Here is a 13,581-nt window from a genome sequence, read left to right as displayed (position 1 = left end):
CACGTGCGGGCGATGCGTTGGGCGGGCTCGACGATTGCCCCGCGCTAAAGTAAGTGCCGTGACCACGGCCCGCTCGTTTAACTAGGCCCGGCGAGGACCGCCGGGCCTGATCCCGCGCGCCGCGACCTTGAGTGAGCCGCCCTGAGTGGCCCCGGGCACCGACAGCCGCAAGAACACGGTCGGTGCACCACGCCCGTGAGCCTCGGAATCCCAGCAACGGAAACTCAGCCCCGCGCCGCCGATAGACTTCTGGCCGAGCCTTCAACCCATTCGAGGGGTTTTCATGTCTGATCTTTCTCCGCTCGATGCCGCCGGCATCGAAGCGGCCGTCTCCGCCGCCACCAAGGCGTTCGACGCCGCCACCACCCTGGACGAGCTCAAGGAGGCGCGCCTTGCCCACACGGGCGACAAGGGCGCGCTGACGCTTGCCAACAGGGGCATCGGCGCGCTCGCCGGTCCCGACAAGGCCACGGCCGGGCAGCTGCTCGGCAAGGCCAGGGCGAGCATCGGCAAGGCCCTCGCCGCACGCACCGACGCCCTCGAGGCCGAGCGTGACGCGCGCGTGCTGGCCGAGGAGTCCGTCGACGTCACGCTTCCGGTAACAAGAGGTCCCGTCGGCGCCAGGCACCCCCTGGAGACGATGCAGGAGCTCATGGAGGACATCTTCGTCGGCATGGGCTGGGAGGTGGCCGAGGGCCCCGAGATCGAGGCCGAGTGGTTCAACTTCGACGCCCTCAACTTCGACCCCGACCACCCGGCCCGCGCGATGCAGGACACCTTCTTCGTGGAGCCGCGCGAGGGCGACGAGCCCAGCGTCGTCCTCCGCACCCACACGTCCCCGGTCCAGGCACGCGCAGCGCTCGAGCGCCGCGACGCCCTCCTCACCGAGGGCCGCGGCATCTACGTCATCTGCCCCGGGAAGACGTTCCGCACCGATGAGCTCGACGCGACCCACACGCCCGTGTTCCACCAGATCGAGGGCCTGGCGATCGACAAGGGCCTGACGCTCGCGCACCTCAAGGGCACGCTCGAGCACCTCGCGAAGGCGATGTTCGGGCCCGATGCCGAGATGCGCTTCCGCCCGTCGTACTTCCCGTTCACCGAGCCGTCGCTCGAACCCGACCTGCGCTGCTTCGTCTGCGGCGGCTCCGACACGGAGTGCCGCACGTGTCGAGGCACGGGCTGGATCGAGTGGGGCGGCTGCGGCATGACGCATCCGAACGTGCTGCGCGCCGCGGGCATCGACCCCGAGGTCTACACGGCGTTCGCCTTTGGCATGGGCATCGAGCGCACGCTCATGTTCCGCCACGGCGTCAAGGACATGCGCGACATGGTCGAGGGCGATGTGCGGTTCTCAGCCCAGTTTGGAGTGGAACTGTAATGCCTAAGATTCCGATGTCATGGCTGGGCGAGTCCGTCGCCCTCGGTTCCGCGACCCCCGAAGAGGTGGCCGCCGCCCTCGTCAAGGTGGGCCTCGAAGAGGAGGGCATCTCCGGCGGGGGAGTCGAGGGCCCGCTCGTCGTCGGCCGCGTCCTCTCGCTCGTCAAGGAAGCGCAGAAGAACGGCAAGACGATCAACTACTGCCGCGTCGACGTCGGCGGGCTGAACGACGCTGCCGGGCCTGGTCATGCGCCCGACGATGGAGTTGACTACCCGACGAGTCGCGGCATCGTCTGTGGTGCCCACAACTTTGTTGAGGGCGACTACGTCGTCGTCGTGCTTCCAGGCGGCGTGCTGCCTGGCCCGTTCCCCATTGCGGGCCGCAAGACGTACGGTCACTGGTCTGATGGCATGATCTGCTCCGCTCGCGAGTTGGGCCTTGGCGAGGACCACACTGGCATCATCGTGTTGCGCCACGCCGACGGTTCGGCCGGACTCGTGGGTACGGACGTCGAGTTGACGCCTGGGGACGACGCGATTGAGCTTCTCGGGTTGGGCGAGCAGACGGTCGAGATCACCGTCACGCCCGACCGCGGCTATTGCTTCTCGATCAGGGGAGTGGCGCGCGAGTACTCGCACTCGACCGGCGCGGAGTTCACGGACCCGGCCGGCATCCCGGTGATGGGCGCGGCATCGGCCGCAGGTTTCGAGGTCGTGGTCGAGGACCAGGCGCCCATCCGCGGCACCGTTGGCTGCGACCGCTTCGTGGCGCGCGCCTTGCGCGGCTTCAACCCCGCCGCCGCGAGCCCCACGTGGATGAGGCGCAGGCTGGAGCAGTCGGGCATGCGCTCGATCTCGCTCGCGGTGGACGTCACCAACTACGTGATGCTCGAGCTGGGCCAGCCCCTGCACGCCTACGACCTGGGCAAGCTCACCGCGCCGATCGTCGTGCGTCGGGCCGCCCCCGGGGAAAAGCTCGTCACGCTCGACGACGCCACGCGCGACCTCTCGCCCGAGGACCTGCTCATCACCGACTCCGCCGCCGTCTCAGGAGGCGCCGGAGGCCACGGCAACCGCGCCATCGGCATGGCGGGTGTGATGGGCGGGCAGGATACCGAGATCTCGGACGCGACCACGGACATCCTCATCGAGGCCGCGCATTTTGACCCCATCACGATCGCGCGCACGGCCAGGCGCCACAAGCTGGGTTCGGAGGCGTCGCGTCGCTTCGAGCGCGGCGTGGACACTGCCCTTCCGCCGGCGGCGGTGCAGCGGGCACTTGCGCTCATGCAGGAGTTCGGCGGCGGAGTGATCGACGAGGTCTTCACGGACGCCGGGCACGCGACCGAGCTGGCCCCCGTCACGATGGAGATCGACTTCCCCACGCGCATCGTCGGCATGGACTTCCCGGCCGACGAGGTGGTCGCGTCGCTTGAGGCCATCGGCTGCCACGTGACTCGCCTGGGCGAGCAGCTCGCGGTGGTGCCGCCCACGTGGCGCCCCGACCTGGACATTCCGGTCACCCTCGTCGAGGAGGTCGCGCGCCTGCGCGGCTACGCCGAGATGCCGTCGATCCTGCCCGTGGCGCCCCCAGGGCGCGGGCTGACTCACGGCCAGCGCGTGCGTCGGTCGGTGGCGAGGGCCCTGGCCGATGCCGGTCTCACCGAGGTGCTCACGTACCCGTTCATGTCTGTTGAGCGGCTCGACGAGTGCCTGGTTCCCGCCGACGACAAGCGCCGCAAGCTGGTGCGTTTGGCTAACCCGCTCGCCGCGGAGAAGCCGGTCATGCGCCCGCGCGTGCTGTTCACGCTGTTCGACGCGGTCAAGGTCAACCTTGGTCGCGGCTCGCAAGACGTGGCCGTGTTCGAGGTGGGCCGCGGGTACCTGGACACCGGCACGGGCGTGGCGGCGCGGTTGCCGCTCGATGGCTCGGTGACGGACGTTCAGCTCAAGGAGCTCGACGCCGCGCTGCCCGAGCAGTTGCGCATGGTCGCTGGCGTGCTGACGGGTTCGCGGATATATGCCGGCTGGAACCGCGCGCTTGCAAACGGCGCAGCACAGCCGTGGGAGTGGTCCGATGCCTTGGCGCTGGTCGAGGTCGTGGCGCACGCCGCTGGGGTGGTCTTGACGCCCCGCGCCGACGCCTACGCCCCCTGGCACCCAGGCCGCGCGGCGGTCTTCACGCTGCCAAACGGTACACCGGCGGCGCACGCGGGCGAGTTGCACCCCAAGGTCTGCGAGACGCTGGGCTTCCCGGCCAGGTCGATCGCGTTCCAGGTGCTGCTGGACCCGATCATCTCGTTCACCGAGGGCGCGCTCGTTGCCGCCGAGGCCGTGAGCCAGCAGGTGGTTGCGAAGGAGGACTTCGCGTTCGTGGTCCCCGCTTCGGTGACCGCCGGCGCGCTCGTCGCCGCGGTGCGCGAGGCCGGGGGAGACCTGGTGGAGGACGCGCGAGTGTTCGACGTCTACGAGGGAGCCCAGGTCGAGGCCGGTCACAAGTCGATGGCCGTCAACGTGCGCATGCGCGCGGCGGACCACACGCTCAGTGCGGACGAGGTGCTCGGTGTGCGCGAGGCCGTGATCGCGGCGGCGACGGGTCAGTTGGGCGCGGTGCTTCGGTAACGCGCCGTCGCGACTCCTCACAGCGCCGTCACCAGCATCCGGCAAACACGGATCTCGGTTTAGTCGCTTCGGTCGCTGTAGCGGGGATCGGATGCCCACCAGGGCGCGGTGAGCTCGGAATCGCCGGATGCCGCATCGCGCGCGTCGAGCGCGGCGTCCACTGCACGCGCCTCCGCCTTGTCCGCGCGGACCCAGGCCGTGATGATCGCCGCGAGCACCGGTAGCCCGACGAGTTCCGTGACCGTGATCAAGGCTCCCCCGCCTAGCTGCTGGTCCCACGCAGGCGTGGGCCCCCAGCTCCGGTCGGTCAGCCCCGGAACACCTCGGGTCAAGAGCGTCGGCGCAAAAAAGATGAAGACGCCGGGGACCGCGTCGAGCAGGCCATCGACGAACGCAAACAAGACCCGAACTGGATGCGTGCACCATGCCGGCAACATCTCCTCGCCAAGGATCGGCAGAACGACCAGCGAACCGGTGACCAGCAATTGCGCGTACAGCAGTTCTCGCACGGGCATGCTGGACGTGGACAAAGCGAAATACCGCGTGAGGAAGACGACGATGAGCGAAACCATCGCCAGGAGCGAGCTCACCAACGGGAACATCAGCACGCGCGCTACCGGCGACCGCAACAAGCGAAGCAGCCGCCCGGCCCCCACCTCGCCCCACGCGGCGCGAGCCAGTGCGAGGGGGTCCCCGAGCGCGAGGCCCATCGGCACCACCGCCGAAAGCACCCCCGCTTGGACCGCCGCTACCCAGAACAACGTCGAGCGGTACGCCGCGAGCCCACCACACGTGGCGAAGACCAAGGTGGCGGGGCCCATGACGAAGAACGCCGTGCTGCGGGCCTTGGACCAACTGATCCCACGGCGATGTGCTTGCCAGAGGAGGGCGCCGTACAGGCATGCAAGAACCGTCGCAAGCGAGACGCCCAGCGGGTCGAACACCCAAGAGCTCAGGAGCGTCCAGACGGTCAGGGTAGGCATCGCGCCATCAGTGCGCAGCCGGCGCCTATGCACTGCAATATCTCAACTCTCACCCCCCGATTCTTGTCTATTGGCGTGGCTCTCGATGACGGCACGCAGGATTCGCTGTCGACTAAACTGCGGGTAGTACGACCGATCCGGTCGGACTTGATGCGTCAACACCCCAGTCATCGGCTGCCGTCTTGGGCCGCTGCCGGTCCCACCGCACGGAGCCTCGCCCGTGCCCGACCCGACAGGAACCTCCCATGGACGCCCTCCGCCGAGCATTAGGCGAGTTTCAGGCGGCCCTACCGTGAGCGCCATCATCGACCACATCCTCAGCGCCCCCACCTGGACCGTGCTCGGACTGGTCGGGCTCGTCGTCTTCGTCGAGGACGCCCTCTTTGTTGGCTTCGTCGTGCCAGGTGAGACCGCAGCAATTCTCGGTGGAGTCGCGGCCAGCTTCGGACACGTGCCCCTAGCGGCCGTGATCGCCGTGGTGATCGTCGCCGCCATCGTCGGCGACAGCGTCGGCTACGAGGTCGGTCGCCACATCGGGCCGCGGATTCTGTCCCTGAAGATTATGGACCGACGACGCAAGAGCCTCGACAATGCCCAGGATTTCCTGGCCCGCCGCGGCGGCGTTGCGGTCTTACTGGGCCGCTGGACCGCCTTTTTCCGGGCCGTTATGCCCGCCCTGGCCGGCACCGTGCGGATGCCCTACCCCAAGTTCCTCGCCTTCAATGCGACAGGCGGCATCGTCTGGGGCGCCGTCGTGGTGACCGCCGGATACCTGGCCGGCCGCTCCTACGCCCAGGTAGAGAAGACGATGGGCCGCGTTGGCGCGCTGGTCATCGCGGGCATCGTCGTGGTGGTCGTGGCGGTCTGGCAGATTCGCAAGCGCCGCAACGAAGTCTCCGAGTAGCCAGCCCCGCCCTACAACCAGCCGTTGTTCTCGGCGGTCAGCACCGCCTCGGCGCGGTTGGCCGCGTCGGTCTTGCCGATCGCCGCAGACAGGTGGTTACGCACAGTGCCCTCCGACAAGACCAACCGGCGCGCGATCGCGGCGACCGACGAGCCGTCCCTGGCCGCCCGCAGCACCTCCGTCTCGCGCGGCGTGAGCGGGGACTCGCCGCTGAACAGGCTGTCCGTGGCGAGCGCAGGGTCGACCACCCGCAGGCCCTGGTGTACCCGGCGCACGGCATCGGCGAGCTTGGCTGCAGGGGTGTCCTTGACCACAAAGCCGGCCGCGCCGGCCTGCAGTGCGCGGCGCAGGTAGCCGGGCCGCCCGAACGTCGTGACCATGAGGACGTGGGTGCTTGGCAGCCGTTCGCGCAGCAGGGCGGCGGCCGCGATACCGTCCAGCCCGGGCATCTCCACGTCCAACAGGCATACGTCCGGCCGATGCTCCAGCGCGGCGGGCAGCACCTCGTCCCCGGCGCCCACCTCGACCACCACCTCGAGGTCGGATTCGAGGTTGAGCAGGGCCGCCAGCGCGCCGCGCACGAGCGCCTGGTCGTCGGCAATCAGCAGTCGTATGGTCATCGCTGCGCCTCGCCAGTGCGCTCAGCGGGCTCTGCGGGAACGGCGACCGTGAGCGAGAAGCCGTGCGGCTCGACGGCGGACGTGGTGACGTTCGCACCGAAAGCCGCAGCCCGCTCACGCAGGCCGAGCAGGCCATGCCCGGGCTCGCCGTGCATCGTGCCAGGTCCGCGGCCGTCGTCACGCACCTCGGCGCTCGTCGCCGTCAGCCGCACCGTGCAGTTGGACGCGCCGGAGTGCCTGACGACGTTGGTGACGCCCTCCCGCACCGTCCACGCGAACAGCTCGCGAAGGTCGCCTTCAACGGCATCGGTCGAGTTCGGCAGGTCGGCGGCGATCTCTGCGGCGGCGAGGGCGGTGCGCGCGTGGGACAGCTCGCCCGGCAGGGTCAGTTCGCGGTAGCCGGCCACGGCGCGGCGCACGTCGGCCAGAGCGTCTCGGGACAGCCACTCGAGGTCGAGTACCTCCGCCTTGGCCCGCTCAGGGTCGACGTCGATCAGCCGGGCGGCCAGCTCGGCCTTGACCGTGATCACGGTCAGCGAATGACCCAGGATGTCGTGCAGGTCGCGGGCGAAGCGGTTGCGCTCCTCGGAGACCGCCAGCCGCTGGTTCTCCTGCTGCGCCTCGCGCAGCCGGACGTTGCCGATCATCGTCTGTTGGAAACCGAGGACCGCGAGCATCGCTGCAAGCATGCCGAGCAGGAGGCCGTAGTCCGGGTGCCAGCCCGGCACGAGGAAGCCGGTGAGGTACCACAGTCCAGCATGCAGCGAGCCCAGCACGAGCGAGCGTCGCCCGCGAGTCGTCATGACCACCATCACGCTGACGTAGACCGCCGTGGTGTCACCGATCTGGCCGAGCAACACGCTATCGGCGACCGCGAGCAGCAACGCGACGCTGACACCCACGGCTGCCGCGACGGGACGTTCAGGGAGCCAGCCGTTCTCCATCCTCCGGCGGCGCACCACCACGAAGAAGCCGACGTACCAGACTGCGAAGACCACGGTGACGGCGATGCCAGCCAAGCCCTGAGCGGTCGCTCGCCGGTCCCATGCGGCCGATAGCGGCTCCACCAGAAACACCGCCCACAGCGTGACCCACAAAATCCCGAACCGTCCGGTGCCGCTCATCCGGTTCGGTAGCCAGAAATCCCGGGAGGGTGCGGCGAGGTCGGCCATGCGCGTCACGCTAGCAGGCACATGTCACACACGGGACGTGTCCTTGGACATTCTCCAGGCGGCGGCTGCGACGAAGACCACGAACCACGCGACGGCGTTGACGAGGGCGTACCAGGGAAGTTCGTGGGTCAGGGGAGCCCTGGCCACCTCGGCGACGCCGTACATCGGCGTGAAGACCGCCACGTGCCAGATCGCGTTGCCCTTGGTGAGCGGGATGAACAGCCCGCCGAGGAAGGACAGCAGGGCTAGGCCGGGGCCGAGGATCTGCATCGCGTTCTCTCCGGGCACGATGTAGCCCACGAACACTCCAAGCGCCGCGAACGTGAGGGTGCACAGGAGAGTGACAACGGCCGACGCTATCCACGTGCTCGCGGGCATGTCGGGCTTGCCCTGGGCTAGCCCGGCGATGTTCACGACAACGATGGCGATGGCGCCCATGGAGAGCGCAACGAGCGCCTTGATGAGGATGTAGGCCACGGGGTTGAGTGGCGTGAGCCGCAGTTGCCGGGACCAGCCGAGCGACCGCTCGAGCGCGACCATCGCACCCCCGGCGGCCGCGGTGAGGGCCGCGCCGTACAGCGCCATCGACACCAGGATGTAGGCGGACACGTTGCCGGAGCCGACGCGGTCGGCGGTGCCCGTGCCGGTGCCGAACGCGAAGAACATCGCCGCCGGGAAAATCAGCGTGAAGACCATCGTGCGCTTGTTGCTGAGCATCCTCTTGAGTTCGATCGACAGCACGGTGAGGTTGAAGCCGCCCATCGGCGGAACGCGGCGGGTGGACAGGTCGGTGTTGATGCCCGCGGTGGTGGTGGTGGTCATCGCCGTGCTCCTTCCTGGGGGGTGGTGGGTTTGGTGTTGCCAGCGTCGGCGCTGGTGGTGGCGTCGTCGTCGCCCGACGTCAGGCTGATGAAAGCGTCCTCGAGGCCGCTCGACGTGATCTCGAGGTCGCGTGCGTCGGTCTCGGTGAGCAGCCAGCGCGCGACCGCGTCGCTGTCCTTGGTGCGCAGGTAGACCTGTTCGGACTGAAACTCGACGCTGTCGACGCCGGGCAGGGCGCGCAGGGCGGCCTCGTCGGCGTTGGGCAGGGTGGCCCGCACGGTGCGCCCGGAGGTGAGCGCCTTGATCTCGCTGCCCGTGCCGTCAGCGACGATGCGGCCGTGGCTGAGCAGCACCACCCGGTCGGCGTACCTGTCGGCCTCCTCGAGGTAGTGGGTGGCGAACAGGACTGTGCGGCCGCGCTCGGCGTCCTTGCGGATCGCCTCCCAGAAGCCGCGGCGGCCCTCGACGTCCATCCCGGTGGTGGGTTCGTCGAGGATCAGCAGCGCGGGGTCGGAAAGCAGGGCCATTGCGAAGCGCAGCCGCTGTTGCTCGCCGCCAGAGCACTTGCCGACTTTGCGGTCGGCGATCGATGCCACGCCGGCGGTGGCAAGGACCTCGTCCACGGGGGCAGTGTCGGCGAAGAGGCTCGCGGTGTAGCGCAGCGTGTCGCGCACGGTGAGGTCCTTGAGCAGGCCGCCGGTCTGCATCACGGCGGAGACCAGGCCGCGCGCGATGGCGTGGCGCGGCTCGTGGCCGAGCACCCGGACGGTGCCCGATGTTGGCTGGGACAGGCCGAGCACCATGTCGATGGTGGTGGTCTTTCCCGCTCCGTTGGGGCCGAGGAATGCGACTACCTCGCCCTGCTCGATGTGGAGGTCGACTCCGCGCACGGCGCGGACGGAGCCGAAGTCCTTGGTCACGGCGGTGAGGTCGACCGCTAGGGGCGTGCCGTGTGGGGAGGTGCCGGGGGTGTGAGGCATCGTGCTGGTTGTGATCATGACTCCCATGGTGGTGCCCGCGGCGTCGAGGGCTCTGGTTTGGACGTCACGATGTGGCGGTGACATCTGTCACGTCTTTCGGCTGGTTACGGTGTGGTGACCCTGCGGCGGTCGCATGCGTGCGCGAGGCCGGGGAGACCTCGTCGCGGACGCGCGAGTATTCGACGTCTACGAGGGCGCCCAGGTCGAGGCCGGTCACAAGTCGATGGCCGTCAACGTGCGCATGCGCGCGGCGGACCACACGCTAAGTGCCGATGAGGTGCTGGGTGTACGGGAGGCCGTGATCGCGGCGGCTACGGGTCAGTTGGGTGCGGTGCCCAGGTAGGCGAATTTTCCGTGGCCGTTTGGTAGCTCCACAGAGTGGGGCGTTATTGCGCTTTTTGTGGAGGCTCCCGGAGGTAGGAAACCACTGCAGTCACGTCGTGTCACTTGATGTGCAGATCGGTGTCTGGAATTTCCAGGAAGGGTCGGTACGCAGGGTGTACTCGGAAGTGCAGAGGTCGCCCGTCGTTCGCGGCGCCCTGTTCCGCTATCTTGAGGCGCCGACGAGCGCGCGCTGCGCCGTCGACGTGCTCGAAGGTGCCCTCGCTCATTTCGATTTGCAGAAAGGTGCTTCGCACAAGGAAATCTCGAATATCGTTCGCATCTCCGTGGGGCGAGAGTAACGCGATTATCTCAGTTTGGTCTAAAGTCGCGGGCTTCCCGACGAACTCGTAGATTACCGCTTCGAGATCAAACTCTTCAGCTTGACCTTCGACGAGGAGCGCCTCGACTACAAACTCAGAATACGGTTGTTCGGCCGCGATGAGATCCGTCTCTCTGACCAAGTCGTGTTTGTTGTTGATTGCCGAAGTAAGTGCCGCGTTTGCGAAATAGACCAAGTCGCGAGGCCGAGGGAGCACGCGCCAAGGTATGTAGTCGCGAGTCTGGGTGCTTCGAACCTCTGTTTCGAAGATCTCCGCCCACATGTCCGCTTCGACGCCGGAGTGATCGTCGTCGCGGAGCGCGCCGTACCGTTCTTCGAGTACACGAAGCAGGAGCTCCTCGTCGCTCCAACGGACTTCGAGTGTTTCGATCTTGTCGGGTTCACGCGCGAATCTTGTCACGATGTCAAAAATGTCGGTGCGAAGAAAAACTGCCAAGGTGAAGACTGGGCCCGCCGGGTGGTCGCTGGACCGCCTGAGTTCGCGCTCGATCTTTCCGCTCGCGACGAGCAACGCCAAGAGAAACCTTGACATCGCGGCGTAGTTGATGCCGCGTTGCCAGGCTTTGTCGAGGTTGTCGAAGAGTACGGCTACGCGATCATAGGACGCGAGGTTTGGTTGCATGGCGGCAACGAGTCGGCGGACGTGTTCCACCTTGAATGCCTTGGCGACGGCTTCTCTGTCGTCGGGTCGCCGGGTATGCGTTTTTTGCGGAGTGATGAAGTCGTTCACCGCGTGCTCAAGCCTGGAACTCAAATCTGCGTCGACTTCGACGCCGAGATTCTCGAGTTCTTTGCGAACCCTTTCAATGTCCTCATCCAGCGGCCAACCGGCGGGGCGTGAGTCAGCGTGCCGCACAATTTGCATCGCGATCTCCGTGTAGACGAGGTAGCTCCAGAGACTGAGCAACATGTAGTCCGTCACTGCTTCCGAGTCCACGCTGCCGATCGCTTCGACCAAGCCACTTATCTCGTAACTCGCGGGCTTTATGGAGACCACAAGGTTCTTGCCTGAAGAGCGGAGGTCGTCGACGAGTCGTTGCATCGTGGCGGTCTTGCCAGTGCCTTTACGTCCGACAAAGATCTTGGCGTCGCCACGCAGCATGGTCTCGTACTCACTCGTTGGCACAAAATAGTCGGCCAAAGAGTCACGTTCGTACTCTGCGACGTATTGCCCAAAGGAGCGAATCGGGAGTTCGACTTGCAGCGCGAGACGCCCGGCGCGTCTCCCCGTGGTGGTGGCTTGTAGATGGCGTTCGTCGAGCCAGATTCTGACTCGGCCTTGGAGATCACTCGATGATTGGAAGTTCAGCAGCATGTCTGAATAGTCAAGCGGAGTTTGGTAGGTCGGCTCCGCCACGAGCAGGAGCGGAACGTCCAGGCCGTGCGCGATACCAGCGAGCAAACTTGCTCGGGAGTTGTGTTCTTCCGCGCGGTTTCGGTCCGGATCTAGGAACGGAATAATGGCTGCTGTTGAGCGGTATATCTCCTCCACGTAGAACTTCAAAGGGGCCAGAACCAAGTCCTCGCTGCTGCCGCGCAAGGTCCACCCTCTGTCGCGATCCAGCATCTTCTTCAGGTTTGAGAACGCAGTCGTTGGCACCGCTGGTTGAGGAGCAAACAGGGAGTTCGGCTTCTTGGTCTTTGCGTCAGCGAGCAGGCGATCTAGGTGGGTTGGCTCTCCCACACGAGGACGGCTTGCAAGGAACAACGCCGCGAGTTTTGAAGCATCCCCGCTGTAGTCGATCCGGCCCATCTGTGACAGCAGGCCAAGGGATTTCCAACTTCGTGTGGCGGTTGTGAGGGTCTCGTCCAGCGCCGGCACCGTGTGTTTCCCCCGACCAATGGCGTAGCCAAGCTCGAACAACACGTTTTCATTGAGAGAACTTACCTCCGCGATCAGCACGTCTACACCGTCGATAGCCGCGCAGATTTCGGCCACTAGGTGACGACCTGGGACGGGAAGGTCCTCCCAGGTGACCGCGGATTCCATGTTGGCGCGCAATATGTTCGCGCTCGCCCGTACGGATTCGGCGATCAGCGGCGAGTGAGATGAATATGCGAAGAAGACGCTGCTTGCAAGTCTGTTGGACACCTTGCCAACGTATACGTGAAGGTCAAGTAACGCTAGACGGCGGCAGGTCTTGAGTTTCGCTCGTTGGGGCCGCGCGAACAGACTCGGTGCGTGGGCCCGAGGACAGAGGTTCTGAACGTGAGGAGGAGGGTAGTGGACTTCTCCGGTCGATCAAGTGCCGTCGGCAAATGAGGCGGGGACTCTAAGCAAGTTGCGCGCAGTTGTCCCCGACGCGACGACTGCCAGGTCGATTGGCCTGGCTTTCGGGAGGCAATCCAACGGCAAGCCGGGCCTCGGCTCTGGTGTGCTGCGGGGTTCGCGCGCAGGCCGACATTCGGGAATGCGCCGCAAGCCTCCCAATGATGGCGCTGTCCGGAGATCGGGTCGGGAGGTGGCGGCTCCTCCGAACGGGCCGTAGGTGTTCGCGTACGGCGGGCGCCCTGGAATTGGGCGGGCCCCATCGTGACGCGACGGACGGTTTGAAGAAGAGGTGCTACTGCACTGCAGGCGATCTGTGAGAGCAGCAACACGAGAGGTGAAGTAACTGACGTACGGTCCGCCTCAGCCGTAGAGATGATGCCCTGTGAGCGCCCCGGCGCTCAGCGACGCGACCGTCGCCAGTGGGCCCGGCGTCGGCGCTCCATCGCCGGGATCGCTCACCTCGATGCTGGCAAGTCAACCTTGACCGAGGCGCTTGCCCTACACGTGTCTGGGATCGGCCGCGCGGGCTCCGTGTTCGACTGGTTCGAGATCGAACGCGCCCGTGGGATCTCGATCAGCTCGTCCGCGCGACGCCACACCCGCGGCGAGCAACTTAACCGATCACGGCACGTTCGCCCCGCCATTCACGTTGATGACCTCGCCGACCACAAAGCTCGATTCGGGCGACGCGAGGAACACATACGCGGGCGCCTGCTCCACCGGTTGGCTGGTGCGGCCCAGCCACGAGCTGTCGCCGAAGCCGTTGAGCTTCTCCGTGGGCTGCCCGTCGGACACCTGCAGCGGCGTCCATACCGGCCCCGGCGCGACGGCGTTGACGCGGATACCGCGCGGCGCCAGGTCCTGCGCGAGGGCCTTGGTGAAGCCGTTGATGGCGAACTTGGTGGACGCGTAGTTGATGATCATCGGCGACGGGTTGTAGCCCTGCACCGAGGTGCTGTTGATGATCGTGGAGCCCGGGCCCAGGTGGCGGAGCGCGTCCTTGGTGATCCAGTTCATCGCGTAGAGGTTGGTCTTGATGGTGCGGTCTAGGTCGTCCTCGTCCAGCTCGTCGAACGACTGGTGATAGACCTGGGGCGCTTCA

At 66.7% G+C, this 13,581-nt stretch carries 10 protein-coding genes and 2 pseudogenes; 5 read left to right on the top strand and 7 right to left on the bottom strand.

Annotation, left to right across the window (positions count from 1 at the left end; translation table 11 throughout):
• Positions 1–283: 283 nt before the first annotated feature.
• Positions 284–1,381, top strand: a complete 1,098-nt coding sequence (pheS, locus tag BKA03_RS09125) for a phenylalanine--tRNA ligase subunit alpha (protein WP_179398070.1) — start codon at positions 284–286, stop codon at positions 1,379–1,381.
• Positions 1,381–4,002 (top strand): phenylalanine--tRNA ligase subunit beta, encoded by a 2,622-nt coding sequence (gene pheT / locus BKA03_RS09120; protein WP_179398069.1) that lies wholly within the window; start codon positions 1,381–1,383, stop codon positions 4,000–4,002. Before pheS ends, pheT begins: the two co-directional genes overlap by 1 nt.
• Positions 4,003–4,061: 59 nt before the next feature.
• Here pheT and BKA03_RS09115 read toward each other — a convergent pair whose 3' ends face one another.
• Positions 4,062–4,985: a cytochrome c oxidase assembly protein gene (locus BKA03_RS09115; RefSeq protein ID WP_179398068.1), complete on the bottom strand. Its 924-nt coding sequence runs from the start codon at positions 4,983–4,985 to the stop codon at positions 4,062–4,064.
• A gap of 292 nt (positions 4,986–5,277) precedes the next feature.
• Here BKA03_RS09115 and BKA03_RS09110 point away from each other — a divergent pair, with 292 nt between their 5' ends.
• Complete coding sequence (locus tag BKA03_RS09110; RefSeq protein WP_179398067.1) at positions 5,278–5,889, top strand: DedA family protein; 612 nt, start codon at positions 5,278–5,280, stop codon at positions 5,887–5,889.
• Positions 5,890–5,900: 11 nt separating this feature from the next.
• Here the strand turns inward: BKA03_RS09110 and BKA03_RS09105 are convergent, their stop codons facing one another.
• Genes BKA03_RS09105 through BKA03_RS09090 form a run of 4 tightly spaced genes read right to left on the bottom strand, consistent with a single transcriptional unit; the run spans position 5,901 to position 9,501 of the window.
• Entirely contained in the window at positions 5,901–6,509 is a 609-nt protein-coding gene (locus tag BKA03_RS09105; protein WP_179398066.1) for a response regulator transcription factor, read from the bottom strand.
• On the bottom strand, positions 6,506–7,681 hold the full coding sequence (locus tag BKA03_RS09100) for a sensor histidine kinase (protein WP_218856019.1): 1,176 nt from the start codon (positions 7,679–7,681) through the stop codon (positions 6,506–6,508). Before BKA03_RS09100 ends, BKA03_RS09105 begins: the two co-directional genes overlap by 4 nt.
• Positions 7,682–7,705: 24 nt before the next feature.
• Positions 7,706–8,503 (bottom strand): ABC transporter permease, encoded by a 798-nt coding sequence (locus BKA03_RS09095; RefSeq protein ID WP_179398065.1) that lies wholly within the window; start codon positions 8,501–8,503, stop codon positions 7,706–7,708.
• A complete protein-coding gene (locus BKA03_RS09090; RefSeq protein ID WP_257020129.1) occupies positions 8,500–9,501 on the bottom strand; it encodes an ABC transporter ATP-binding protein in 1,002 nt (333 codons plus the stop codon). The genes BKA03_RS09095 and BKA03_RS09090 overlap by 4 nt, the downstream gene beginning before the upstream one ends.
• A gap of 115 nt (positions 9,502–9,616) precedes the next feature.
• Between BKA03_RS09090 and BKA03_RS09085 the strand changes: the two genes are divergently transcribed.
• A complete protein-coding gene (locus BKA03_RS09085) occupies positions 9,617–9,826 on the top strand; it encodes a phenylalanine--tRNA ligase subunit beta-related protein (protein WP_179398064.1) in 210 nt (69 codons plus the stop codon).
• A gap of 100 nt (positions 9,827–9,926) precedes the next feature.
• Here BKA03_RS09085 and BKA03_RS09080 read toward each other — a convergent pair whose 3' ends face one another.
• Positions 9,927–12,299 carry a P-loop ATPase, Sll1717 family gene (locus BKA03_RS09080; RefSeq protein WP_179398063.1) on the bottom strand — a complete coding sequence of 791 codons (2,373 nt, stop codon included), beginning with the start codon at positions 12,297–12,299 and terminating at the stop codon, positions 9,927–9,929.
• 552 nt (positions 12,300–12,851) lie between these two features.
• On the opposite strand from BKA03_RS09080, the pseudogene BKA03_RS09075 reads away from it, so the two are divergent.
• Positions 12,852–13,061: pseudogene (locus BKA03_RS09075) on the top strand (GTP-binding protein); the annotation flags it as partial.
• 39 nt (positions 13,062–13,100) lie between these two features.
• Here the strand turns inward: BKA03_RS09075 and BKA03_RS09070 are convergent.
• Positions 13,101–13,571: pseudogene (locus tag BKA03_RS09070) on the bottom strand (SDR family oxidoreductase); the annotation flags it as partial.
• Between the last annotated feature and the right edge of the window lie 10 nt (positions 13,572–13,581).

The sequence above is a fragment of the Demequina lutea genome, assembly GCF_013409005.1.
Lineage (GTDB): Bacteria > Actinomycetota > Actinomycetes > Actinomycetales > Demequinaceae > Demequina > Demequina lutea.
This window is presented reverse-complemented; position numbering and strand designations above follow the sequence as displayed.